The sequence below is a fragment of the Pectobacterium carotovorum genome, from assembly GCA_016415585.1.
Classification (GTDB): Bacteria; Pseudomonadota; Gammaproteobacteria; order Enterobacterales; family Enterobacteriaceae; genus Pectobacterium; species Pectobacterium carotovorum_K.
In genome coordinates this window covers 4,295,022-4,319,827 of record CP066552.1, presented here as the reverse complement: position 1 = coordinate 4,319,827, position 24,806 = coordinate 4,295,022, and the positions used below count along the sequence as shown (strand labels likewise).

The 24,806-nt window shown below is 53.5% G+C and carries 22 protein-coding genes; 20 read left to right on the top strand and 2 right to left on the bottom strand.

Going from position 1 to position 24,806, the window contains the following annotated elements; translation table 11 throughout:
* Positions 1–305: 305 nt before the first annotated feature.
* The 5 genes from glpE (at position 306) to malQ (ending at position 6,998) form a co-directional block, all read left to right on the top strand.
* Positions 306–629 (top strand): thiosulfate sulfurtransferase GlpE, encoded by a 324-nt coding sequence (gene glpE / locus JFY74_19285; protein ID QQG28170.1) that lies wholly within the window; start codon positions 306–308, stop codon positions 627–629.
* A 66-nt stretch (positions 630–695) separates the two neighbouring features.
* Entirely contained in the window at positions 696–1,529 is an 834-nt protein-coding gene (gene glpG, locus JFY74_19280) for a rhomboid family intramembrane serine protease GlpG (protein QQG28169.1), read from the top strand.
* A 24-nt stretch (positions 1,530–1,553) separates the two neighbouring features.
* Positions 1,554–2,312, top strand: coding sequence for a DeoR/GlpR family transcriptional regulator (locus tag JFY74_19275; GenBank protein ID QQG28168.1), 759 nt, complete (start codon positions 1,554–1,556; stop codon positions 2,310–2,312).
* A 42-nt stretch (positions 2,313–2,354) separates the two neighbouring features.
* Entirely contained in the window at positions 2,355–4,901 is a 2,547-nt protein-coding gene (gene malP, locus JFY74_19270) for a maltodextrin phosphorylase (protein QQG28167.1), read from the top strand.
* Positions 4,902–4,913: 12 nt separating this feature from the next.
* Positions 4,914–6,998, top strand: coding sequence for a 4-alpha-glucanotransferase (malQ, locus tag JFY74_19265; GenBank protein ID QQG28166.1), 2,085 nt, complete (start codon positions 4,914–4,916; stop codon positions 6,996–6,998).
* A 70-nt stretch (positions 6,999–7,068) separates the two neighbouring features.
* Here the strand turns inward: malQ and nfuA are convergent, their stop codons facing one another.
* Together nfuA and gntX are read right to left on the bottom strand one after the other, a co-directional pair.
* A complete protein-coding gene (gene nfuA, locus JFY74_19260) occupies positions 7,069–7,644 on the bottom strand; it encodes a Fe-S biogenesis protein NfuA (GenBank protein QQG28165.1) in 576 nt (191 codons plus the stop codon).
* A gap of 60 nt (positions 7,645–7,704) precedes the next feature.
* The gene (gene gntX, locus JFY74_19255) at positions 7,705–8,406 is read right to left on the bottom strand and encodes a DNA utilization protein GntX (GenBank protein ID QQG28164.1); all 702 of its coding nucleotides are present in this window, start codon (positions 8,404–8,406) and stop codon (positions 7,705–7,707) included.
* A gap of 99 nt (positions 8,407–8,505) precedes the next feature.
* Here gntX and bioH point away from each other — a divergent pair, with 99 nt between their 5' ends.
* The 15 genes from bioH (at position 8,506) to JFY74_19180 (ending at position 24,767) form a co-directional block, all read left to right on the top strand.
* Positions 8,506–9,273 carry a pimeloyl-ACP methyl ester esterase BioH gene (bioH, locus tag JFY74_19250; protein QQG28163.1) on the top strand — a complete coding sequence of 256 codons (768 nt, stop codon included), beginning with the start codon at positions 8,506–8,508 and terminating at the stop codon, positions 9,271–9,273.
* A gap of 182 nt (positions 9,274–9,455) precedes the next feature.
* Positions 9,456–12,569 carry a multidrug efflux RND transporter permease AcrD gene (acrD, locus tag JFY74_19245; protein ID QQG28162.1) on the top strand — a complete coding sequence of 1,038 codons (3,114 nt, stop codon included), beginning with the start codon at positions 9,456–9,458 and terminating at the stop codon, positions 12,567–12,569.
* 99 nt (positions 12,570–12,668) lie between these two features.
* Positions 12,669–14,414, top strand: a complete 1,746-nt coding sequence (locus JFY74_19240) for an alkaline phosphatase (protein ID QQG28161.1) — start codon at positions 12,669–12,671, stop codon at positions 14,412–14,414.
* Positions 14,415–14,426: 12 nt separating this feature from the next.
* A complete protein-coding gene (locus tag JFY74_19235; GenBank protein QQG28160.1) occupies positions 14,427–14,906 on the top strand; it encodes a hypothetical protein in 480 nt (159 codons plus the stop codon).
* An 8-nt stretch (positions 14,907–14,914) separates the two neighbouring features.
* A complete protein-coding gene (locus JFY74_19230; GenBank protein ID QQG28159.1) occupies positions 14,915–15,607 on the top strand; it encodes an ABC transporter ATP-binding protein in 693 nt (230 codons plus the stop codon).
* Positions 15,604–17,025, top strand: a complete 1,422-nt coding sequence (locus JFY74_19225) for an FtsX-like permease family protein (protein QQG28158.1) — start codon at positions 15,604–15,606, stop codon at positions 17,023–17,025. Before JFY74_19230 ends, JFY74_19225 begins: the two co-directional genes overlap by 4 nt.
* 334 nt (positions 17,026–17,359) lie before the next feature.
* Positions 17,360–18,097 (top strand): LuxR family transcriptional regulator, encoded by a 738-nt coding sequence (locus tag JFY74_19220; protein QQG28157.1) that lies wholly within the window; start codon positions 17,360–17,362, stop codon positions 18,095–18,097.
* Between the two features lie 179 nt (positions 18,098–18,276).
* On the top strand, positions 18,277–19,788 hold the full coding sequence (locus JFY74_19215; GenBank protein QQG28156.1) for a DUF1933 domain-containing protein: 1,512 nt from the start codon (positions 18,277–18,279) through the stop codon (positions 19,786–19,788).
* Between the two features lie 2 nt (positions 19,789–19,790).
* The gene (locus tag JFY74_19210; protein ID QQG28155.1) at positions 19,791–20,543 is read left to right on the top strand and encodes an enoyl-CoA hydratase/isomerase family protein; all 753 of its coding nucleotides are present in this window, start codon (positions 19,791–19,793) and stop codon (positions 20,541–20,543) included.
* A 14-nt stretch (positions 20,544–20,557) separates the two neighbouring features.
* Positions 20,558–21,379, top strand: coding sequence for a TauD/TfdA family dioxygenase (locus tag JFY74_19205; GenBank protein ID QQG28154.1), 822 nt, complete (start codon positions 20,558–20,560; stop codon positions 21,377–21,379).
* A 54-nt stretch (positions 21,380–21,433) separates the two neighbouring features.
* Entirely contained in the window at positions 21,434–22,564 is a 1,131-nt protein-coding gene (locus tag JFY74_19200; GenBank protein QQG28153.1) for a proline dehydrogenase family protein, read from the top strand.
* Complete coding sequence (locus JFY74_19195) at positions 22,564–22,842, top strand: 2Fe-2S iron-sulfur cluster binding domain-containing protein (protein QQG28152.1); 279 nt, start codon at positions 22,564–22,566, stop codon at positions 22,840–22,842. Before JFY74_19200 ends, JFY74_19195 begins: the two co-directional genes overlap by 1 nt.
* 5 nt (positions 22,843–22,847) lie before the next feature.
* On the top strand, positions 22,848–23,693 hold the full coding sequence (locus JFY74_19190) for a formylglycine-generating enzyme family protein (protein QQG28151.1): 846 nt from the start codon (positions 22,848–22,850) through the stop codon (positions 23,691–23,693).
* Entirely contained in the window at positions 23,683–24,216 is a 534-nt protein-coding gene (locus tag JFY74_19185) for a CpmJ protein (GenBank protein ID QQG28150.1), read from the top strand. The genes JFY74_19190 and JFY74_19185 overlap by 11 nt, the downstream gene beginning before the upstream one ends.
* Positions 24,213–24,767 (top strand): carbapenem biosynthesis protein CpmH, encoded by a 555-nt coding sequence (locus tag JFY74_19180; GenBank protein QQG28149.1) that lies wholly within the window; start codon positions 24,213–24,215, stop codon positions 24,765–24,767. The genes JFY74_19185 and JFY74_19180 overlap by 4 nt, the downstream gene beginning before the upstream one ends.
* The last annotated feature ends 39 nt before the right edge of the window (positions 24,768–24,806 follow it).

The following is a 24,806-nucleotide window of genomic DNA, read 5'->3' as shown; positions in this document are numbered from 1 at the left end:
TTCGTTTTCGAGCATTATAATAATCGAAAACAAACAAATCAGCCAATGGTTAACCAAATAAAAACATTTATGCGTGACGAGCCTAACAATATGATGATAATTGTCACATTAAAAGAAGGGATATTGGGCTGAAATTGTGCTGTTTTGTCGTCACTCTCCACATTAGTGAAGCACTGTTTTTATAAATAACCTTATAATCATATGGGTTTTATGCCGTTGAAGGCGGGTTACAATGACGCCTCGGGTTGCCATGAGGTCAGTGGTTACTAACATCCTGTCCATTATTAACAAGGTTGTCACTTTCGATGGAACAATTTGAAGCTATCAGTATTGAGCAAGCCCATTCCCGCTGGCAGGAAGGGGGCGTTGTCGTTGATATTCGCGATCCACAGAGTTTTGCCGCAGCCCATGTTCCTGGCGCGACGCACCTGACGAACGAGACGCTGTCTGACTTTGTGCGCAGCGCTGACCTCGAAGCACCAGTCATGGTGATTTGCTACCACGGCATTAGCAGCCGCAATGCTGCACAGTACCTGATTAGCCTAGGGTTTGATTCGGTGTTCAGTATCGATGGCGGCTTTGAAGCCTGGCAAAATCGCTACCCACAAGATACGCAGGCACAAGCCTGATCGCATGACGATTAGCTTTTTTATTCTCATGTTCTTTACTCAACCCACACATTGGCGCTTCCCGTTATGACAATCCGCGTTATTGCTCTCTCCAACCCGCGTCTGGCTCAGGCATTTGTTGATTACATGCGTACACAGCAGGTCTATCTGGAAATGCGGCCTCAGGGACATGAAGCTGAACTGTGGCTGGAGGATGAAACCCAACTGAGTAAGGTTCAGGAAGCGCTGGAGATTTTTCTGCGCGACCCGACAAACCCGCGCTATCTGGCGGCCAGTTGGCAAACGGGATCGATGGATACCGGTATTCAATACCAACGCTACTCTTACCTGCAAACGCTGAAACAGAAGGCTGGCCCGCTGACGCTATCCCTGATGGTCGTGACGATTGCGGTGTTCATCCTGATGCAGATTTCGGGCTATGAGAGCGTGATGGTATGGCTGGCGTTCCCGGCTGAAGGGCAACAGGTCGAGGTGTGGCGCTGGTTTAGTCATGTTTTGTTGCACTTTTCCCTGCTGCATATTTTGTTCAATCTGATGTGGTGGTGGTATCTGGGCGGCCCGGTTGAAAAAGTACTGGGAACCGGGAAATTGCTGGTCATCACGCTGGTTTCCGCGCTGGTTAGCGGCTGGGCGCAGTCCTGGTTTAGCGGCACCCATTTTGGTGGCCTGTCTGGCGTGGTTTATGCCCTGATGGGCTATGTCTGGCTGCGAGGGGAACGAGAGCCTGACGGTTATTTATCCATGCCGCGCAGTCTGATGGCCTTCGCTTTACTGTGGCTGATCGCCGGATATTTCGATATTTTAGGCATGTCGATTGCGAATGCGGCGCATGTAGCTGGGCTGGTTGTCGGGCTATTGATGGCCTTTTGGGACACGTATAATAAAACAAACCCCCGGTAAATCGGGGCGTCTTAGGGGATAAATGTGAAGCAGACACAACGGCATGACGCCATTATTGAGCTGGTGCGCCAGCAGGGCTATGTCAGTACTGAAGAGCTAGTGGAGCATTTTGCGGTGAGCCCGCAGACCATTCGTCGCGATCTGAACGAGCTGGCCGAGCAGAATAAAATCCATCGCCACCACGGCGGTGCGGCATTGCCGTCCAGCTCGGTTAACACGGCCTACCATGACCGTAAAATGATGTGGTCGGATGAAAAAGCGCGCATTGCCCGTCGGGTAGCGAGCCAGATTCCAGACGGGGCCACCTTGTTTATCGATATCGGTACCACGCCCGAAGCGGTGGCCTATGCGCTGATGCAGCATAAGGATCTGCGCGTGGTCACCAATAACCTGAATGTGGCAACGCTGCTGACGGCAAAAGAGGATTTTCGCCTGATCTTGGCCGGTGGCGAAGTGCGTACCCGCGATGGCGGCATCATGGGGGAGGCGACGCTGGATTTTATCTCTCAGTTCCGTCTGGATTTCGGCATTTTGGGCATCAGTGGTATTGACATGGATGGGTCATTACTGGAGTTTGATTACCATGAAGTGCGCACAAAACGGGCGATTATTGAAAACTCTCGCTGCGTCATGCTGGTGACGGACCATTCCAAGTTTGGTCGTAATGCGATGGTGAATTTGGGCAACATGGATTTGATCGACTATCTTTTTACCGATCAGTCACCACCACCCAGCGTACTGAAAATCATTGAACAACATAAGGTACAGTTGGAGTTGTGTTGAACCCGATGTGCCTTTTCCATGATGGACAAAGGAGGAGGCACGATGTCAGATTCTTCAAGAAAGTCGCATTCTGCAACGCGATCAGAATCATCAAAAGTATCAGGATCGCCAAAACGTTCAGCGGCTGCAAAAAAACCAGATGCGTTAACGCAGCCCATTTCCTCCGCCCATCCCGCTATCGCCTTTGATGCATCAGAATTTACCGCCGCGCTGCGCCGCCAACAGCGGCTCGGTGGCGTCGCCTCGCTTAACGCGATGACGCCAGTGCAGTGCTGGCGTGCTGTCAGCCTTGCGCTGTCTGAACAGTTGCTGATGCATTCAGCCTCTTCAACGTCTCCTACAGCTAATACCCATACGCCTCAGCGCCATGTGAACTACCTGTCGATGGAATTTCTCCCCGGCCGTTTGACGGGCAACAATCTGTTGAATTTGGGATGGTATGACGCGGTAGCCGCCGTGCTGGCCGAGCAAGGGTTGAACCTGAGTGATATTCTGGAGCAGGAAACCGATCCGGGGTTAGGCAACGGCGGGTTAGGTCGGCTGGCGTCCTGCTTTTTGGATTCGATGGCGACGGTGGGGCAGCCCGCAACGGGTTACGGCCTCAACTATCAGTATGGCCTGTTCCGCCAGCACTTTGCGCAGGAAAAGCAGCAGGAAACGGCCGATGACTGGCAGCGCGATACCTATCCGTGGTTTTTACCGCGCGCGGAGCTGGCGGTGGATGTCGGGTTTGGCGGGCGTCTGCAACCCCAAACTGACGGAACCTTGCGCTGGCTGCCGGATACCGTTTTCAGAGGTGAAGCCTGTGACCTGTCGGTGATTGGCTATCACAACGGCGCTGCGCAGCCGCTGCGTTTGTGGCGTGCGACGCATCGCGATCCGTTTGATTTGACGCTATTCAACGAAGGGCACTATCTGCGTGCGGCACAGGCGGGGATTTCCGCCTCCAGCCTGACCAGCGTGCTGTATCCGAATGACAATCACGCGGCGGGTAAACGCCTGCGCCTGATGCAGCAGTATTTCCACTGCGCCTGTTCGGTGGCCGACATTCTGCGTCGTCATCTCAACGCGGGGCGCGCGCTGTCCACGCTGCCGGATTATGAAGTCATCCAGCTTAATGACACCCACCCGACGTTGGCGATCCCTGAACTGATGCGTCTGCTGCTGGATGAGCATCAGATACCGTGGGATGAAGCCTGGTCGATAACCGGACGCACCTTTGCCTATACCAACCACACGCTGATGCCGGAAGCGCTTGAGCACTGGGACGAACGACTGTTTAGCCGGCTGCTTCCTCGCCACCTGTCTATCATCCGGCAAATTGATACGCAGTTTAAGGCGCAGGTTGAGCAGAAATGGCCCGGCGATCGGCAGGTATGGGCGAAGCTCGCGATTCGCCATCAGCGCCAGATTCGCATGGCAAACCTGTGCGTCGTCAGTTGCTTTGCGGTCAACGGCGTGGCGGCGCTGCACTCGGAACTGGTGGTGAAAGATCTGTTCCCGGAATACCACCAGTTGTGGCCGACCAAATTCCATAATGTCACCAACGGCATTACGCCACGCCGCTGGCTAAAACAGTGTAACCCGGCACTGTCCGCGCTGATCGACGACACACTGCACACGCCGTGGGTGAATGACCTGCCTGCGCTGCAAGGGCTGGAACCTTACGCTGACGATGCTGGCTTTCGTGAGCGCTATCGACAAATCAAAGCCGAGAATAAAACGCAGTTGGCGACCTATCTCCGCCAGCAGTACGACATTGTTATCGATCCGCAAGCGCTGTTTGATGTGCAAATCAAGCGATTGCATGAGTACAAACGCCAGCATTTGAATCTGCTTCATATCCTCGCGCTATATCGTCAATTGCGTGACAATCCGCATCTGGATATAGTGCCGCACGTCTTTTTGTTCGGTGCCAAAGCGGCACCGGGCTATGTATTAGCGAAAAATATCATTTATGCCATTAACCGGGTCGCTGCGGTCATTAATCAGGATCGCCGCGTTAACGATCGCCTGAAGGTGATCTTCCCGTCGGACTATCGCGTCTCGCTGGCTGAACGGATGATTCCTGCTGCGGATGTCTCTGAACAGATTTCGACGGCAGGTAAAGAAGCGTCCGGTACGGGCAATATGAAGCTGGCGCTGAACGGCGCGCTGACCGTCGGTACGCTGGACGGAGCGAATGTAGAAATGGCGCAGCAGGTCGGTGAAGACAATCTGTTCATTTTCGGTCACACCGTCGAACAGGTAAAAGCGCTACAGACGCAGGGCTATGATCCGTCTGACTACCTCGCCGTGACGCCGCTGCTACGTGAAGTACTGAACGAGCTAGCGAGTGGAGCGTTCAGTCAGGGGGATAAAAACGCGTTTGCTCCGCTGTTGGATAGCCTGCTGAAGCTGGGCGATCCCTATATGTTAATGGCCGATTTTGCACCGTATTGTGAGGTGCAGCAGCGTGTTGATGCGCTTTACCGTGAGCCGGATGAATGGACGCGCCGCTGTGTGCTGAATACCGCCAGAATGGGGATGTTCAGTTCGGACCGGGCGATTCATGATTACCAGACGCGCATTTGGCAGGCGCATCGTTAGGAAAAGGAGAGGGTGTTCAAGGTGGATAAACTGGCAAGCCAGCAGACAGGCATCGCGGAAAGCTACACCGATGCGTATGGCAAAGAGCACATGGTTGCGGCCGCAATCAGAAACCAGATTCAGGCAATGATGGACGTTTCTGATAGCGGTAATGCACCCTTGCCGCCCGTTCGGGTCTTTTTGCAAGGCCGGGATGCGGTCATCGAACTTGCTGGTCACGGTGAATTCCTCTGGACGCTGATGTATGAAAATGGCGGTCAAATTCAAGGACAGATCACCGGCGGTTCAACGCTGGCTCTGCCGGGTGTGCTGCCGCTGGGTTACCACTACCTGACGTTAACGCAAGCCGACCAACGCTGGAGCTGCCGGATTATTGTCGCGCCGCACCGCTGCTATGAACCCGAAGCCTTATTACAGGGTAAACGCTGGTGGGGCGTGACCGTCCAGCTTTACACCTTACGTTCGCAGAACAACTGGGGCGTCGGGGATTTTGGCGACCTGCGCCAACTGGTGGAGCAAATTGCCCGACGCGGCGGTGCCTTTGTGGGGCTGAACCCACTGCATTCGCTGTATCCCGCATTGCCAGAGGCTGCGAGCCCTTACAGTCCTTCATCCAGACACTGGCTGAACATTATTTATATCGATGTCAATTGGATCGATGATTTTCAGCAGAGCGGGGAAGCGCAGGCATGGTGGCACCGTGAGGATACGCAAAGCGCAATCGTTTCGCTGCGAGCGGGGCGCTGGGTCGATTATGAACCGGTGACGGCGCTTAAGCTGACCGCTTTACGGCTGGCTTTCCGCTACTTTACGACACGCAGTGCGCTGGACCCGCGCATTAGCGCCTTTCGTCAGTTTGTCGTCAGCGGCGGGCAGAGTTTACAGCTTCAGGCGACGTTTGATGCGTTGCAGGCTCACCTGAAAAAACAGGGCGAGAATTATGCGGACTGGCACCAGTGGCCGGCCAGCTATCATGATGTACACAGCGAAACCGTAAAATCCTTCCGCCGTGAATACCACGACGAGATTACGTTCTACAGCTGGCTGCAATGGGTGGCGCACGAGCAACTCGCGGAGTGCTACGCGCACAGTAAACAGCTTGGCTTACCGCTCGGCCTGTATCGTGATTTAGCCGTTGGCGTTGCACAAGGTGGCGCGGAAACGTGGGACGAACGGCAGCTCTATTGTCTTGATGCCTCTATCGGCGCACCGCCGGACCCGCTCGGGCCACAGGGACAAGACTGGCAGCTTGCGCCGATGAATCCCACCATGATGCAACTGCGTGGCTATCAACCGTTTATCGACGTACTGCGCAGCAACATGGCGCATTGTGGTGCCCTGCGTATCGATCATGTGATGGCGCTCTTGCGCCTGTGGTGGATACCCAAGGCGGAATCGGCGGGCAACGGAGCTTACGTGCATTATCCGGTCGACGACCTGCTGGCCGTGCTGGCGTTGGAAAGTCAGCGTCATCGCTGCCTGGTTATCGGCGAGGATTTAGGCACGGTGCCGCCGGAAATTATCAGTAAGCTACATGACTACGGTATTTATTCTTACAAGGTGCTGTTCTTTGAAAAGGACGACGAGAACCACTTCCGCGCACCGGAAGATTACCCACGTCAGGCAATGACAACCATTACCACGCACGATCTCCCAACGCTGCGCGGCTACTGGCAGACCGTGGATTTATCACTGGGGCGGGAATTGGGGCTGTATCCGACGGAAGCGTTACTGCAAGAACAAATGCAGCAGCGTGAGAAAGCAAAACAGGGGTTGCTCAACGCGTTGCACGAATTCGGGCTATTGCCGCAGCGGGTTGGCCGCAACTCGGCGCTGACGACAATGGGCGCACCGCTAAGCCGTGGCGTTCATCGCTATGTCGCCGACAGCGCAAGCGCACTGGTGGGATTCCAGTTGGAAGACTGGCTGGATATGGCGACACCGGTCAATGTGCCGGGCACCAATCGTGAATACCCCAACTGGCGGCGTAAGCTCACGCGTCCGCTGGAGTCGATCTTCGCTGACCGCTGCCTTGAGCGACTGGTTCGGGATATGGATTTGCGTCGTGGCGCGCCGATGAAAGCGCAGAAAGCCTGACAACAGAACAAATACTCTTCCTCCCCTGAATCGGGGAGGAAAAGCAAAGATAAATCAGCAGGGGAGACGATTAATAGTAGGAGTGCTCGCCGCGCTGGTGTTCGGTGAGATCTCTCACGCCTTTCAGATCGGGGAATTTTTCCAGTAGCTCTTTCTCAATCCCTTCTTTCAGCGTGACGTCAACCATAGAACAGCCGTTACAGCCGCCGCCAAATTGCAGAATCGCCAGACCATCGTCGGTAATTTCCATCAGCGTCACACGGCCGCCGTGGCCCGCCAGCTGTGGGTTGATCTGCGATTGCAGCACATACTCCACGCGTTCCATCAGCGGGGCGCTGTCGTCCACTTTACGCATTTTGGCGTTCGGCGCTTTCAGCGTGAGCTGAGAACCTAGCTGGTCGGTCACGAAGTCGATTTCAGCGTCTTCCAAATAAGGCGCGCTGAGTTCGTCCACGTAAGCGGAAATCTTCTCAAACTTCAGTACGGTATCGCTGGCTTCTACGGCATCCGGCGGGCAATACGACACACCGCACTCGGCGTTTGGCGTACCTGGATTGATAACAAATACGCGAATCTGTGTGCCTTCTTCCTGTTTTGCCAACAGTTTCAGGAAATGCTCCTGAGCAGCATCGGTAATACGGATCATAATAGTAAGCTCGATAGTTGACTGCACTTATCGGTTATAATACGCCCATCCTCCCCCCGACTACAAGGTTCGGCACAAACACCAGACCTGAACGCCCGCTGCACCTTGGGCCAGCAGCAGCCTGCTGATTTCGGCTGCGGTACTACCCGTCGTAACCACATCATCCAGTAAAACCACCTGTTGCCCAGACAGCGAGACATCACAGGAAAACGCGCCCCGTAGGTTTCGCCGCCGCGCGCTGGCGCTGAGCGTTTGCTGTAGCGGCGTGCGTCGGGTGCGCTGCAATTCGCGTGGCTCGTAAGTACAGTTCAGCCAGCGGGCGAGAGGCCGAGCGAGCAGCTCGGTCTGGTTGAAGCCACGCCGCCACTGGCGGTTCCGGTGCAGGGGAACGGTAAACAGGCGGTCAGGGCGAAACAGGGGAACGTGTCCGGTGAGCTTTCGTTCGCGGTAGGTCATCTGCCAGCGCAATAACAGCTGTCGGGCGAGTACCGCTGCCAGTTCGGTTTTACCGTGAAATTTGAAATGCTTCAGCAGCGTGTTGAACGGTGGCGCGTAGTCGCTGATAAAGGTCATCGACTGCCAGGGCGGCGGGTTCTGTAGGCAGCGTCCGCACTGATGCGTGGTGTCGGCTGAGGGCAAGCCACAGCGCGGGCAGCAGAGAGGCAAGCGGGGCAAATGGCGCTGGCAGTACGAGCAAATACCCTGCTGGCTGTGATGAAGCGGCAATAAGCATAGCCAGCAGCGTGCGGAGATGGTTAACATTGTTTTCCTTAAAGATCGTTTTTCCTAAATATGGTTTTCCCTGAAATATATTGACCCCATGCAAGCGTTAAGGGGTTCCCTGAGAAAGGAAGATAACTGATGGCGGCGTTGTATTGGCAGACCGAAGGTGCAGGAAACACGGATCTTGTGTTGCTGCACGGATGGGGATTGAATGCGCAGGTATGGCAAAGCATTATTGCGCGACTCGCCCCGCATTTTCGTCTGCATCTGGTCGATCTGCCGGGCTATGGCAGAAGTCAGGGATTTGGGCCGATGTCGCTGAGCGACATGGCGGACTACGTGCTCGCGCAGGCACCGGAGCGTGCCGTCTGGTTAGGGTGGTCGCTGGGTGGACTGGTTGCCAGCCAGATTGCGTTGAGCGCCCCTGCGCGGGTGGAAAAGCTGATTACCGTGGCGTCATCGCCCTGTTTCAGCGCACAGGACGGCTGGCCGGGAATCAAGCCAGACGTCTTGCAGGGGTTTCAACAGCAGCTTAGTGAAGATTTCCAGCGTACGGTCGAACGGTTTCTGGCGCTGCAAACACTGGGAACGGAAAGCGCACGGCAGGATGCCCGACTGTTAAAAAGTGTGGTGCTGGAACAGCCGATGCCGTCAGTCGAGGTATTAAACGGCGGGCTGGCCATTTTGCGTGAAGCGGATTTACGCCAGCCGTTAGCTGACTTGGCCGTGCCATTCCTGCGGCTCTATGGTGCCTTAGATGGGCTGGTACCACGCAAGGTGGCTGGGTTGTTGGATGATCAGTGGTCGGACTCAACCTCGGTAGTGATTCCAAAGGCTGCGCATGCACCGTTTATCTCGCATCCTGACGCTTTTATCGAGCAGGTGATCACGTTCGCTCAGGCGTAGCCGACGATAATTTACATTTTCTCCTCAATTTCTCCACGATTTAGCTGACGTCGGCAGTTAAGGTAACTTGGCACCCTGTGCGCAGGGTTTTTCTCTGGGGTGAGTGAATCTATTCCGGTTGATAATAAGTAGGCTGCTCGTGAAGCAGCCACGTCAAAATAGGGCTGAGGAGTGTAGGAGAGATGGCGAACTTTTTTGTCGACCGTCCCATTTTTGCGTGGGTGCTGGCTATCCTTCTCAGCCTGTGCGGTATGTTGGCCATCAAGTCATTGCCGCTGGAACAGTATCCCGATCTGGCACCGCCCAGCGTGCGGATCACGGCGAGCTACCCCGGTGCATCGGCGCAGACGCTGGAAAATACCGTTACACAGGTTATCGAACAGAGCATGACCGGGCTGGATAACCTGATGTACATGTCCTCGGACAGCAGCAATACCGGGCAAGCCAGAGTCATGCTGACCTTCGAGGCAGGCACCGATCCCGATGAAGCCCGCCAGCAGGTGCAAAACCAGCTTCAGTCTGCTATCCGCAAACTGCCGCAGGAAGTCCAGCAGCAGGGCGTCACCGTCAGTAAAACTGGCGATACCAATATCCTGATGGTCGCGTTTGTCTCTACCGATGGCAGTATGGATAAACAGGATATCGCCGATTATGTCGCAACCAATATTCAGGAGCCGATCAGCCGCATCAGCGGGGTGGGCGAGGTTTCTGCCTATGGATCGCAGTATGCGATGCGCATCTGGCTGGATCCGGCCAAACTGATGGATTATGCGCTGACCACCAGCGACGTGGTACGGGCCATCGAATCGCAGAACAGTCAGGTCTCGGTAGGGCAGGTTGGCGGTGTACCGTCGGTGGATAATCAGGCGCTGAACGCTACGATCAACGCACAATCGCTGTTAGAGACGCCACAGCAGTTTCGTGATATCACGCTGCGCGTCAATCAAGACGGCTCTGCCGTGACGCTCGGCAATGTCGCAGAAGTCGAGCTTGGTGCCGAACGCTACGATTTTCTCAGCCGTTTCAACGGTCAGTCCGCCTCCGGTCTGGGGGTGACGCTGGCGTCTGGCGCGAATGAGCTGGAAACGGATAAGCGCGTCAGAGAACGTATCGAGGAGCTGTCGCAGTACTTCCCGCACGGGCTAGAAGCCAAAATTGCCTTCGAAACCTCCCCCTTTGTAAAAGCTTCGATTACCGATGTGGTGAAAACCCTGTTTGAAGCGGTGCTGCTAGTCTTTCTGGTGATGTACCTGTTTTTGCAGAATTTCCGCGCCACCCTGATTCCCACGATTGCGGTGCCGGTGGTGTTGCTCGGCACGTTTGCCGTGCTGTATGCCTTCGGCTTTAGCCTGAACACCCTGACGATGTTCGCGATGGTGCTGGCGATTGGCCTGCTGGTTGACGATGCCATTGTGGTGGTGGAAAACGTAGAGCGAGTGATGAGCGAGGAAGGGCTCTCACCACGGGACGCGACGCGAAAATCGATGGGGCAGGTGCAAGGGGCACTGGTCGGGATTGCGCTGGTGCTGTCCGCCGTGTTTGTGCCGATGGCCTTCTTTGGCGGCACCACAGGGGCGATTTACCGCCAGTTCTCCATCACGATTGTGACCTCAATGATCCTATCGGTGCTGGTGGCGATGACGCTGACGCCTGCGCTGTGTGCGACGCTGCTCAAGCCGCTCGCCAAGGGCCAACACCACGGCCGCAAAGGGTTCTTCGGCTGGTTTAACCAGAGCTTTACCCGCACATCGCTGAAGTATGAGCGTGGCGTCGGCAAGATATTAATTAGCAGCGGACGCTGGCTGCTGCTGTATATGGGCATCATCGGGATTATGGCCTTTCTGTTTTTCCGGCTGCCGACTTCGTTTTTGCCGCAGGAAGATCGGGGCGTGTTCACGACACAAGTACAGCTCCCGCCGGGCTCGACGCAGCAGCAGACCTTACAGGTGGTCAACAAGATCGAGCAGTACTATCTCACGCAGGAAAAAGACACTGTGACGTCTGTGTTTTCCACCATCGGTTCGGGGCCGGGTGGAAATGGGCAGAACGTCGCGCGGCTGTTTGTGCGCCTTAAAGACTGGAATGAACGCACGACGCCGGAGAGCAGCTCGTTTGCTGTGATCGAACGCGCGACCAAAGCCTTTCGCAAGATTCAGGAAGCGCGGGTGTTCGCCAGCAGCCCGCCATCGATTAACGGGCTGGGGAGTGCCGCGGGTTTCGGTATGCAGCTACAGGATCGCGGTGGGCTGGGGCACGACGCACTGATGGCCGCGCGGGATCAGTTGTTAAGTATGGCCGACAGTAATCCTGAGCTGACACGTGTGCGTCACAATGGTCTGGACGACAGCTCGCAGCTGCGGATTCATATCGATCAGCGCAAAGCACAGGCGCTGGGCGTGTCGGTGGATGACATTAACAGCACGCTGAAAACGGGCTGGGGATCGACCTATGTGAATGACTTCCTTGACCGTGGTCGTGTGAAAAAAGTTTACGTTCAGGCGGCGGCGAAGTTCCGCATGCTGCCGGACGATGTCAGTAAATGGTATGTGCGCAACAACAGCGGCGGAATGGTGCCGTTCAGCGCCTTTGCGCAAACCGTCTGGGAAACCGGATCGCCGCGCCTTGAGCGTTACAACGGTTATTCCTCGCTGGAGATTGTTGGCGAGGCGACGCCGGGCGTCAGTACCGGTACGGCGATGAATATTATGGAATCGCTGGTGGCGCAACTGCCGGAAGGTTTTGGATTGCAATGGACGGGCATGTCGTTACAGGAGCGGTTGAGCGGGGCGCAGGCACCTGCGCTGTATGCGATTTCGCTGCTGGTGGTATTTCTGTGTCTGGCCGCACTATATGAAAGCTGGACGGTGCCATTCTCCGTCATGCTGGTGGTGCCGATGGGCGTGCTGGGGGCGCTGGTAGCAACCTGGGCGCGCGGTCTGGAAAACGATGTCTATTTTCAGGTTGGGCTACTGACGGTGGTCGGGCTATCGGCGAAGAACGCCATCCTGATCGTGGAATTCGCCAACGAGATGAACCAGAAAGGGAAGGATCTGGTCGAGGCTACGCTGGAAGCCTCCCGTCAGCGACTGCGGCCGATATTGATGACGTCACTGGCGTTTATTTTCGGCGTCTTACCGATGGCGACCAGCAGCGGCGCGGGTTCGGCGAGTCAGCATGCTGTGGGAACGGGCGTGATCGGTGGCATGCTAGCCGCGACCTTCCTCGCTATCTTCTTTGTGCCGCTGTTCTTTGTCGTCGTGCGCCGCCGCTTTCCGTTAAAGGAAAGAGCGGAGTAGGTTAGATATAAGTGAAATAATTTATGGTGAAATTCATCAAACTGTAAAAAAAGGTAACTACGTTATGTCCTGCTCAATGACGCAACCAAGGACATAACAATGAAAGCTCGCTGGTTACTGCCTTTACTGATTTCTGCTGCTTTGCCGGGGATGGTTCAGGCTCAGGCCATTTATCCCATTGACCGCGCCACCATGCTGGCAGGCGGAAAATTCGATTTTAAAGTCGAGTTTGATGAAGTACTTAAGCCGGAAGATATCCGTATTCTGATCAACGGCAAGGATTACCAGCAGGTGCTGGGCAAAACGGCCTCGTTTGTTGAGCGTGAAGACGGCGGCAACGCGTCCACGATCTGGCTGCGCGACGTGAACTTGCCGGAAGCAGGCAAGTATGTGGTAGAGGCGGAAGCCAAAGGTAAAAAGACGCAGGTGAACTGGGACGTTTATTCGGCGTCCGGTACGCGTAAAGCCAAAAACGTGATTCTGTTTATCGGCGATGGCCTGTCCGTTGCGCACCGTACTGGCGCGCGCATCCTGTCCAAAGGGGTAACGGAAGGGAAAGCGGACGGTCGTCTGGCAATTGATGACCTGCAATATATGGCGTTTGCCGGTACGTCCAGTACCGACTCTATCGCGGCCGACAGCGCCAACACCATGAGCGCCTACATGACCGGCCACAAATCCGGCGTAAACGCATTGGGTGTGTACGTCAGCCGTAGCAAAAATTCACTGGAACACCCGAAGCAGGAAACGCTGGGTGAGCTGTTGACGCGTTCTACCAAGATGTCTGTCGGTGTAGTCAGCGATGCTGAACTTCAGGACGCCACGCCAGCGGCAGTTGTCTCTCATACTCGCCGTCGTGCGGATAAAGCTGAAATCGTCGAGATGTTCTACAACGTGCAGCCTACCGTCATGCTGGGCGGCGGTTCTGCTTACTTCCTGCCGAAAAGCACGCCGGGTTCGAAGCGTAAAGATGAAACCAACTACGTTGAGAAATTCCAGCAGGCGGGTTATTCACTGGTTACCGACGCAGATTCACTGAAGAAAAACGCGGCGCAGGCTACCAAACTGCTGGGGCTGTTCCACACCGGCAACATGGATGGCGTGATAGATCGTCGTTTCCTGAAAAATGACGTCGCCAAGAAATTCCCGAACCAGCCTGACCTGACGGACATGACGCAGGCGGCGCTGGATGTGCTGTCCAAAAACCAAGACGGCTTCTTCCTGATGGTGGAATCCGCGCTGATCGACAAAGCGTCTCACCCGCTGGATTGGGAACGCGCCTTCACTAACACCATCATGCTGGATCAGTCTGTCGCGATCGCCAAGAAATTCGCCGAGAAAAACCCCGATACGATGATTATCGTGACGGGCGACCACACGCACGGTCTGTCCATCATCGGAACCGTTGATGACAACAAACCGGGCACCGAGATGCGTGAGAAGGTCGGCGTGTATGAAGATGCGGGTTACCCGAACTATAAGGATGCCAACAAAGACGGCTATCCGGATGACCTGAACGTTTCTAAACGTCTGGCTGTATTCTTCAACAACTTCCCTGACTATTACGAGACGTTCCGTCCGAAGCTGGATGGTCAGTTCGTTCCTGCTATCAAGAACGAAAAAGATGAATACGTAGCCAACAAAGCCTACGAGAAAGTGCAGGGTGCGGTATTCCGCGAAGGGATTCTGCCACGCTCTTCCGATACGGGTGTTCATGCCGTTGACGATATGGTGATTCAGGCGAGCGGCCCAGGCGCAGAGCGTATCCGTGGTTACATGGAAAACACCGATCTGTTCCGCGTGATTGTTGATGCACTGGCGGTGAAACCGCAGGACAAAAAGTAATCCTACGACGCTATGAATAATGCGAAATGCAGCAAAGCGGGGGCAACCCCGCTTTTATTCTCTTGGTTGCGTGCGGTGCTGGTGATCCTCCTCCTTGGTGGCATCACTCCGGTAAACGCTGCGCAGCCTGAACTCTCCTTCGATAAGCTGTACGCCTCTTACGGCGTGCTGGGTCTGGAATTCTCCAATGACGTTAAAGCGCTCTCCGGTAAACGGGTCAAGATGCGCGGCTTCATGGCACCGCCGCTCAAGGCAGAGTCACAATTCTTTGTCTTAACCAAAATGCCGATGGCGCTGTGCCCCTTCTGTTCGTCTGATGCGGACTGGCCTGAAGATATCCTCGTCGTTTACCTCGCCAAACGTCAGACCTTCGTACAGAACAACACCATGATTGAGGTGGAAGGCGTGCTGGAACACGGATCGTGGACCGACCCTGAAACGGGTTTTGTCAGCCTGCTGCGACTGCGTGAAGCCACGTTCGATACCCTTTAGGAGCGCTGATGGCTGAGTTATTGATTCAACACCTGAGTGTGACTTTTCCCGATACGTCCGAGGCGGTGCTGGATATTCCTGCGCTGTCTATTCGTTCTGGCGAGCGGGTCGCGGTGATGGGGCCTTCCGGCTCCGGTAAGACCACGCTGGTGAATGCCATCACTGGGATGGATCACAGCGGAACGGGCTGTGTGCAGTGGGAAAAGCAGGATATCTGGCAGATGAACGAAGCGGAACGCGACCGCTGGCGGGCACAACACATCGGGCTGGTGATGCAAGATTTCCATCTTTTCCCCGGCCTGAGTGCGATAGAGAACGTCTTACTGCCCGCGCAGTTTCACCACTGGCGGATCCCCGCGGCGCTCAGGCAGCGGGCGGCAGATCTGCTGGCGCAGGTCGGGCTGGATACCGCGAAACGTCCGATTGAAGTGCTATCACGCGGCGAGAAGCAGCGGGTGGCCGTCGCGAGAGCCTTGCTCAGCAAGCCGGACATCATCGTCGCCGATGAGCCGACGGCCAGTCTGGACGCGCAGAGCGGTGAACAGATTGCCGATCTGCTGGTGACGCTGGCGCGCGATAGCCGTGCGACGCTTATTGCCATTACGCACGATGCACGTCTGGCATCGCAGATGTCGCGCCGTATTCAACTGGAAAAAGGACGCCTCATGGCGGACACGCCGTATCAGGAGGATCGCGCATGATTCCTTGGCGTCTTATCTGGGTCGACTGGCGTCGGCTCTGGCCGGGTGTGCTGGTCGTGGTGTTGCTGATCGCGACGGCGACAGCGTTAAGTATTTCAGTGAGCTTGCAGGAAAGGGCGCTGCGCATGGGTAGCGCCAAAGCAGCTGACCGTTTCGATCTGGTGATCGGTGCGCCGGGGAGTGAAACCCAGTTGGTGCTGTCGTCCGTGTTTCTGCAACCGTCGGCGCTGACGTTGGTTCCCGCGCAGGTGTTGACCGATCTGGAGAAGAACCCGCTGGTCGCCTGGGCGGCACCGGTTGCGTTTGGTGATTTTTATCAGGGGATGCCGATTATCGGCACCACGCCGCCACTGGTCACGGATAACGGTAAGCGACAACTCACTGCCGGACGTGTGTTCAACGACGGCTTTGAAGCCGTGGTGGGGGCGCAAACGGGGCTGACGGTTGGGAGTACATTTAGCCCAATTCATGGTCAGGTGGGGACGGAAGGGGCGCACGCGCACGATGACGTCACCTACACCGTAGTTGGTGTTTTGCCTGCTGACGGCAGCGCGTGGGATAAAGCGATTCTGGTACCAGTGAACGCGGTGTGGCGAGTACACGGCATCCATCCACCGCATGGTGCGGACGATGATCACGACCATAATGAGCATGCCGATCATGATCATGGCGCGCATGAGCATGAGGGGGAACATGATCATGAGAGTGAACATGGCGACCATGCGCATGATGAAACCGCGCATGCCGATGAGCATCACAACGACGTGCATCCAGCGGAAGGCGCGGAAAGTGATGATCATCATGCTGCTGTCGCTCAACCGGTAACGGCTCCACACGATGACGAGCACGGCGAAGCAGAAGCTCACGGGCACGCGCATCAGGCTGGTTTGCCCGCGATTGTCGTTAAACCGAAAACGATCGCTGGCGCTTATCAACTGCGTTCGCTGTATCGCAGCAACACGACGCTGGCGGTGTTCCCCGGCGAAGTGCTGGTGAAGCTTTACTCGATGCTGGGCGATATTCGTGAACTACTGACCTATATCTCGCTGGGTACGCAGGGGTTAGTCGGTGTCGCGGTGGCGATGGTGGCGGTTATCCACCTGCGGCAGCGACAGAAACAGATTGGTGCACTCCGTGCCTTTGGCGCACCGCGCTACGGCATTTTCACGCTGATTTGGAGCGGGTTGATGTCGCTGGTGAGCGTCGGCGTGCTGCTGGGCGTCGGTCTGGGTTACGTTGCCGCACGCGGTATTGCAGTGGTGATGAGCGAGAAAAGCGGCTTCGTCCTGCCAGTAACGCTGGAATGGGAGGATATCCACTTCGTCCTGCTCCTGTTGCTGGTTGCTGCTGTCGTCCTGACGATTCCGGCGATGTTATCCTATCGTCAGTCTCCTGCTACGGCGCTGCGTGGTGAGTAGGTCGCTAGGCTAGTTGTATTCACATCGGATGTGTCGTTTCTGCGTCCGATGCTCTTTTTTTTCCTTACCTATTAACGCCTTCCGATTTTCATACTCAGTAAATGATCTGCGGCACTTCGGTATTATGGCTTGGGGGCAGTAGCGCACAGCAATCCTGTTACTATTATTTATTGCGTTAAGTTATGTATATAAAATGTTGACTATTTGTACGGTAGTTGATAACTTCTGGCCTTGATAAATATTAGTGATTATTCTGATATAACTAAAAATAATTATATTTACTCTTTGGGAATTATTTTTTTAATCTTTTAGCAAAGTCGGTAAGAGAGGTAATATGGATCATGAAATCCATTATTTTATTAAAAGGAAGTTGAAAGGGGTCGGTGATGTATGGTTTTCTTATTTTATGATGAGTAAAAACTCCACCGGTAAACCTTATATTATTTCAAATTACCCAGAATCATGGATGAGAGAATATATAAAAAAAGAAATGTTTCTGAATGACCCTGTAATTGTTGCTTCATTAGCCCGTATCACACCGTTTTCCTGGGATGATAACGATCTTGTGATGCTAAGAGCCAAGAATCAGGATGTCTTTATTTCTTCAGTACAGCACGATATAAGTTCAGGCTATACTTTTGTTTTGCACGACCATGATAATAATGTGGCGACGCTGAGTATAGCGAACCATTTGGAAGATGTGAATTTCGAAAAATGTATGAAAAATCATGAAAATGATTTGCAGATGTTACTTGTGAACGTACATGAAAAAGTGATGGCCTATCAGCGAGCTATCAACGATCAAGATAAATCCCCCGATAAGTCAAGAAATGCTTTACTCTCCCCGCGTGAAACCGAAGTGCTTTTCCTGGTTAGCAGTGGACGAACTTACAAAGAAGTTTCTCGTATATTAGGTATTAGTGAAGTCACCGTTAAGTTCCACATTAACAACTCAGTCCGTAAATTGGATGTTATCAATTCCCGCCATGCTATCACTAAAGCACTTGAGTTAAATCTTTTCCATTCCCCTTGTGAACCTGTAATAATGATGAAAAATATAGACGCCCGTTAGCCCGTATGAATCATTGCTAATAGGGAGGGACCTATCCAAAAGAATAGTTACTCCCTATCTAAAGGAAATACATTAGCTGAACTTTTAAACGGTTAATATTTACCTTTGCTTTTTCTATGATATGTGACGAATTCAAACGTTGTTTCTCTCATGTTGTTATTAAGGTAAGGGTTATTACTGTGAGCAATAGTTTTTGCGTTGTTTATAAAGGTTCTGATGCCGATATAAATAATATCCAACGCGACTTCGACGGAAAGGGCGAAGCATTATTTAATGGCTATCTTTTTATCGAACAGAATGGCCATTATCAGAAGTGTGAGATGGAAAGAGGGTCGGCCTACCTGATAGGGGCGCTATACAATCGGACGTTTCTGATCGGATTGGCTGGCGTGTGGGAAGGCGAGGCTTATCTGGCTAATGATGCCGAGCTGCTGGCGTTGTTGTTCACGCGTCTGGGTGCGAATGCACTGGCGCTGGCTGAAGGTGACTTCTGCTTTTTCATTGATGAACCAAACGGCGAATTGACGGTGATTACCGAGTCGCGTGGTTTCTCACCGGTTCATGTCGTACAGGGCAAAAAAACCTGGGTGACCAATAGCCTGAAGCTGGTTACTGCGGCGGAAGGTGAAGACGCGCTGTGGTTTGAAGAAGAGGCGTTGGTGTGCCAGTCGATGATGCGGGCGGATACCTATACGCCGGTGAAAAATGCGCAGCGTCTTAAACCGGGTGCGGTGCATGTCCTTACGCACGATAGTGAAGGTTATCCTTTCGTTGAAAGCCGTACGCTGACCACACCAGCCAGCAACCAATTGCTAGCGCTCCCGCGTGAACCGCTGCTGGCATTGATTGAGCGCTACCTGAATGCGCCGCTTGAGGATTTAGCGCCGCGCTTTGATACTGTGGGGATTCCGTTGTCAGGCGGTCTGGATTCCAGCCTGGTAACGGCGCTCGCCAGTCGTCATTTCAAACAGTTGAATACATATTCGATTGGTACGGAACTCAGCAATGAGTTTGAGTTTTCTCAACAGGTTGCTGATGCACTCGGCACGCACCATCAGGTGAAAATTCTGTCCGAAACCGAGGTGATCAATGGCATCATCGAATCCATCTATTACAACGAAATATTTGACGGCTTATCCGCTGAAATCCAATCCGGATTGTTCAATGTCTATCGTCAGGCGCAGGGGCAGGTGTCTTGCATGCTCACCGGATACGGTTCCGACCTGCTCTTTGGCGGCATACTGAAACCGGGAGCGCGGTATGACAATCCGAATCAGCTGCTTGCCGAACAAGTGTATCGGACGCGTTGGACGGGGGAGTTCGCCACTCACGGCGCTTCCCGTTACGGCATTGATATTCGCCATCCCTTCTGGAGCCATTCCTTAATTTCGTTGTGTCATGCGCTACATCCTGATTACAAAATTTTCGATAACGAAGTCAAAAACATCCTGCGTGAATACGCCGATTCGCTGCAATTACTGCCGAAAGACATTGTCTGGCGCAAGAAAATCGGCATTCACGAAGGTTCTTCCGTTAATCAGGCCTTTGCGAATGTTCTCGGTTCAACGGTTGATAACTACCAGACTAAAAGTCGCTTTACCTACCGTGTTTATCAAGCCTTCCTCCGTGGCCGTCTCTCCATTACAGATGTGACGTCATTTCAGCTTAAAGAATTGATTAAAAAGGACTAATTATGGTTTTGGCAGAGAATGCCGGTGAGGTTCGAGTGATCACGCTGGATCATCCGAACAAGCATAACCCCTTTAGTCGTTCGCTGGAAACTAGTGTGAAGGACGCGCTGGCGCGGGCCAACGCTGACGATAACGTGCGAGCTGTCGTGGTCTATGGCGGGGTAGAGCGCTCCTTTTCCGCTGGCGGAGATTTCAACGAGGTTAAGCAGCTATCGCGAAGTGAGGACATCGAAGAGTGGATTGACCGCGTGATTGATTTGTATCAGGCCGTCCTGAATGTGGATAAACCAACGATCGCGGCAGTGGATGGCTATGCGATTGGTATGGGGTTCCAATTCGCCCTGATGTTTGACCAGCGACTGATGGCATCGACAGCAAATTTTGTGATGCCGGAGCTTAAGCATGGTATCGGGTGTTCGGTTGGCGCCGCCATTCTGGGATTCACCCACGGATTTAGCACGATGCAGGAAATCATTTACCAGTGCCAGTCGCTTGATGCTTCCCGCTGTATGGACTATCGGCTAATTAATCAGGTCGTTGAGGGTTCTGCGTTGCTGGATGCTGCCATCACACAGGCGCACGTGATGGCCAGCTATCCGGCTTCTGCATTCATTAATACGAAACGAGCGGTCAACAAGCCGTTCATCCATTTACTGGAACAAACCCGCGACGCTTCCAAAGCTGTCCATAAGGCAGCGTTCCAGGCTCGTGATGCTCAAGGGCATTTCAAAAATGTGCTTGGCAAAAAATACTGAGGATAAGGAAGAAAATGAGCGAAATAGTGAAGTTTAATCCGATTATGGCGTCCGGTTTTGGCGCGTATATTGAGCATCGGGATTTTCTGGAAGCCAAGACAGAAACAATTAAGAACTTACTGATGCGTCAGGGATTTGTCGTGGTCAAAAATCTCGATATTGATGGTGATACATTCCGCGATATCTACTCGGCTTACGGTACGATCGTGGAGTATGCGGATGAAAAGATCGGCGTAGGCTTCGGCTATCGCGATACGTTGAAGCTGGAAGGGGAAAAAGGAAAGATCGTAACCGGTCGCGGTCAACTTCCTTTCCACGCTGACGGTGGCCTGCTGTTGTCACAGGTGGATCAGGTTTTCCTCTACGCGGCCGAGATTAAAAACGTCAAATTCCGTGGTGCGACGACGGTATGCGACCATGCACTGGCCTGTCAGGAAATGCCGGCTCATCTGCTGCGCGTACTGGAAGAAGAAACATTCGAAGTTCGTGTGCTGGAGCGAGGCTATTATGTGGATGTTTCTCCGGACGGTTGGTTCAAGGTTCCGGTCTTCACCGATCTGGGATGGGTTAGAAAGATGCTGATTTATTTCCCATTTGATGAAGGGCAACCGGCTAGCTGGGAGCCGCGGATTGTCGGTTTCACCGATCACGAAACCCACACGTTCTTCCAAGAGCTTGGGGCGTTTTTGAAACAGCCACGCTACTACTACAAACACTTCTGGGAAGATAGTGACCTGCTGATTATGGACAACCGTCGTGTCATTCATGAGCGTGAAGAGTTTAACGATGACGCCATCGTTCGTCGTCTGTATCGCGGACAAACCGCTGATATCTAATTCTCATGATTCCGGCACGAAAACGTGCCGGATTGATATGGATCTGGAACCATCATGCCTAACGATCTTTACGCTATCTACAATCGTTACACGTCAAGAACCCTGTTTTTTAAATACTGTGCGACAGCAACGCTAACGCACAGGCTGACACGTCGGCTGTCGCTTTTTACGTTGAAAAAGTGCCTTGCCCGGCCACGGGGACGCCTTTTCTCTCTGGTTAATAGCATTTATTTTGGCGGAGAAACGCTGGAGGAGGTAAAGAGCACGGCAACCTTTCTGGCGCGCTCTGGCATTGCCTGCGTGCTGGACTACGCCGTGGAAGGGGAAAATGATGAGACGCAGTTCGATAAGGCGATGGAAAATACGCTGCGCCTTATCGAGATGTCGCAGCAAACGGATAGCTTGCCTTTTGTCGTGATCAAACCGTCGTCACTGGGTAGTGTTACCGTCTATGCCCGGCTAAGCGAAGGATTAGCGCTGGATGAAATATCCGCTAGCGCGTGGTCACGCATCGTCGCGCGTTTCTCACACCTATTCGACTATGCCCGCTCCCATGGCGTGCGTGTGATGGTTGACGCGGAGCAAACCGCGATTCAGCCCGCGGTAGATCGTCTGGTTCTGGACATGATGCGTGAGTTTAATCGCGAGAGCGCGGTGATCACGCTGACGCTGCAATTTTATCTGAAGGATCAACTGCGTTTTCTCGATGAGTGCTATCAGCAAGCCTGTCAGGATAATTTCCTGCTGGGAGTGAAAGTCGTGCGCGGTGCTTATCTGGAAGAAGAGAAACGCGTGAACGGTGGCGTACGCTGTTTTGCGACCAAGCAGGAAACTGACCGTAGTTATAACGCGGCGGTGGACTATATTGCACAACGCTTAGATCGAATAGCCCCGTTTTTTGCCACGCACAATGAAGAAAGCCTCGCATTGATTATGAAAAATGAGTCGCTACGAGCGGGGCGAACCTGGGTAGGTCAGCTTTACGGGTTGGGCGATCATATTACGTATTCGCTGCTGCAAACTGGTTTCCGCGTGTGTAAATACCTGCCTTACGGCCCACTTGACAAGTCGTTGCCCTATTTACTCCGAAGGATTGAAGAAAACGCGGTTGCCTCAGCAACCTTCAAAAAGGAAAATAAACTCTTGCAGAAGGAGTTGCTGCGCCGTCTCGTAGGAGGGATGTAATGTCAAAATTTCACTGTCATATTCGCGATACGACTATCGATTTTCCGGTATCGGAGAATGAAAGTGTGCTCAGTTCAGCCTATAAGGCCGGTGTCGAACTGCCTTATCGCTGTGCCTCTGGCTACTGTGGCGTATGCAAAGTGCGACTGACATCCGGCAACGTCAACATGGATCATTCTGGTGGGATCTCGCGTAAAGATATCGCTGATGGTTACATTCTACCTTGCTGTTCCGTGCCACACTCTGACCTCGAAATTGAACCCGTATCGCCATGTTGAAGAAAATGCTAATCGTTGGACTGTGCTGTGCCTTTTCCGCTCAAGCAGCGAATGTTGTTCCCGACGAGGTGGTGGTTAAGGGTGGCAATTTCTATGTTGGATCGGTCTTCGGCTCGGAAGACTATGTCGCCCATACCAACACGTCTGTCGCATCTTTCGCCATGACGAAAACGGAAATCACCTATCAGCAATACCATGCTTTGCTGGAGTGGGCTGACGCGCACGGTTATCAGCTCAGCGGCGGTTGCAATGGTGCCACCTTCGAGGATTGCTTACCGCCTGAACAGGATGGTGGCCTTCATCCTGTCACCAATGTGTCGTGGTGGGATGCGGTGATTTTTGCCAATGTGCTCAGCGAACGGCAGCAGTTGCAACCCTATTACCTCACGATTGACGGTAAAACGTTGAAACGCGTGCCGGAGGACGATAACGATAAACTCATTCGTGAGAATCCGCAGGCCTCAGGTTACCGTTTACCGACGCTGGCAGAATGGCAGATTGCAGCCAGAGGTGGAAAGAAGGGACTGGCACAAGGAACGTACGGACAGCGCTATGCCGGTAGCGAACAGCCAGGGAGTGTGGCGCATTTTCCCTCTGAATCCTCCTCGTTTGGCACGGTGCCAGTGGCGTCGAAGTGCCCCAATGCACTCGGGCTTTACGACATGAGCGGTAATGTATCCGAATGGCTGAATGAGCCTTATGCGGTGGAGGGCGGCAAAACGATGTACTACTTTTGCGGCGGAAGTTATCTGGAACAGACGCACAGTCTTGCAAGCTGCGATCTGCACACGCCCGGTTTTTTCATGCCAGATATTGGTTTTCGATTAGTAAGGACTCTTGATGCTAAGTAAATTTGTAGGGTGGTTGGCACTTTGCGCGATTAGCAGTACGGCTGCGGCACTATCCCCAGTGGCGTTGAAAGACGGTATTAACTGGGTTGATCTCAATCAGGGGGGCGGGAAAGATTATGTCGTCGTTGCCCAGTTTGATAACAATACCTCGCACCCTAATCTTGGTATGACTTTTTTCGTTCGCCGTCCAGATGGGGGACATAGCATTATGCCGGTTGCCAACAGTAATACGTTTACCTGGTTTGACTATCGCCTGTCCGCGGCGGCGGATTTTCTGGTGCAGGATAATCGACTGTTCCTATCTGGAAAACATTACTTTCTGGTGACGGCAAGGAAGCAAGGGGAAAACGTCTTTGATCCGACAAAAGTCATTTTAACGATTTACGACTTTAAAGCTTCACGGGACGATCCCGGTGTACCGCTTTATGAATGGTCGGAGCGCAAGCGTGTGGTAACGCAAAGTGCCTACCAATCAGTTGATGAGGCCTACAAAGAAGTGGATGAGGCGATGCTGAAGAAATGAAAACATCGGTATTAATTGCATTCGGGTTATTGGCACCCTTCTCTGTGTGGGCGCAGCTCAGCGAGCAAGATTATCAGCAACGTGTACAGGAATTTTTTGATGCGGAGCCGCCGTTGTGTCTGGGCGAGAAGCAGTGGCCAGTTCATAGTCCTAAAGGTGATTCCCCCTGGAGCAGTGGACGTTTGCATGCGCTCGTGGAAGCGGGATTGGCACACGCGACGTCTGAGGGAACCGACAAGGTATACCGACTATCGCCTGTAGGTGAGAAGAATTGGCGTCAACATGGTGACCTGTGCTACGGCCGTATGCAGGTGAGCCGTATTGAGAAAATTGATCGTGTGAATCAGGAACTGACAGTGGTGTATTTCACTTATCACCTGGCACCGTTGGAAAGTTGGGCTCACAACCGTTCGTTACGTTTTGCCTTTAGCGAGCTGGATAATCTTGTTGGAGGAATGGAAATCACACGCTATTCAGCCACGATTCGTGAGACGTTAGGCGGGGCGGCAAAATTGCAGGATTACCCCGTGCCAGTAGAACTGGATTACTAACGCGATCATAGCGGAAATCATAAGCCATTTTGAAAAGAT

Coding starts and splice junctions, on each gene's coding strand:
- glpE (QQG28170.1), top strand. CDS start 306: ATGGAACAATTTGAAGCTATCAGTATTGAGCAAGCCCATTCCCGCTGG.
- glpG (QQG28169.1), top strand. CDS start 696: ATGACAATCCGCGTTATTGCTCTCTCCAACCCGCGTCTGGCTCAGGCA.
- malP (QQG28167.1), top strand. CDS start 2,355: ATGTCAGATTCTTCAAGAAAGTCGCATTCTGCAACGCGATCAGAATCA.
- nfuA (QQG28165.1), bottom strand. CDS start 7,644: ATGATCCGTATTACCGATGCTGCTCAGGAGCATTTCCTGAAACTGTTG.
- gntX (QQG28164.1), bottom strand. CDS start 8,406: ATGTTAACCATCTCCGCACGCTGCTGGCTATGCTTATTGCCGCTTCAT.
- bioH (QQG28163.1), top strand. CDS start 8,506: ATGGCGGCGTTGTATTGGCAGACCGAAGGTGCAGGAAACACGGATCTT.
- acrD (QQG28162.1), top strand. CDS start 9,456: ATGGCGAACTTTTTTGTCGACCGTCCCATTTTTGCGTGGGTGCTGGCT.
- JFY74_19240 (QQG28161.1), top strand. CDS start 12,669: ATGAAAGCTCGCTGGTTACTGCCTTTACTGATTTCTGCTGCTTTGCCG.
- JFY74_19235 (QQG28160.1), top strand. CDS start 14,427: ATGAATAATGCGAAATGCAGCAAAGCGGGGGCAACCCCGCTTTTATTC.
- JFY74_19230 (QQG28159.1), top strand. CDS start 14,915: ATGGCTGAGTTATTGATTCAACACCTGAGTGTGACTTTTCCCGATACG.
- JFY74_19225 (QQG28158.1), top strand. CDS start 15,604: ATGATTCCTTGGCGTCTTATCTGGGTCGACTGGCGTCGGCTCTGGCCG.
- JFY74_19220 (QQG28157.1), top strand. CDS start 17,360: ATGGATCATGAAATCCATTATTTTATTAAAAGGAAGTTGAAAGGGGTC.
- JFY74_19210 (QQG28155.1), top strand. CDS start 19,791: ATGGTTTTGGCAGAGAATGCCGGTGAGGTTCGAGTGATCACGCTGGAT.
- JFY74_19205 (QQG28154.1), top strand. CDS start 20,558: ATGAGCGAAATAGTGAAGTTTAATCCGATTATGGCGTCCGGTTTTGGC.
- JFY74_19200 (QQG28153.1), top strand. CDS start 21,434: ATGCCTAACGATCTTTACGCTATCTACAATCGTTACACGTCAAGAACC.
- JFY74_19195 (QQG28152.1), top strand. CDS start 22,564: ATGTCAAAATTTCACTGTCATATTCGCGATACGACTATCGATTTTCCG.
- JFY74_19190 (QQG28151.1), top strand. CDS start 22,848: ATGCTAATCGTTGGACTGTGCTGTGCCTTTTCCGCTCAAGCAGCGAAT.
- JFY74_19185 (QQG28150.1), top strand. CDS start 23,683: ATGCTAAGTAAATTTGTAGGGTGGTTGGCACTTTGCGCGATTAGCAGT.
- JFY74_19180 (QQG28149.1), top strand. CDS start 24,213: ATGAAAACATCGGTATTAATTGCATTCGGGTTATTGGCACCCTTCTCT.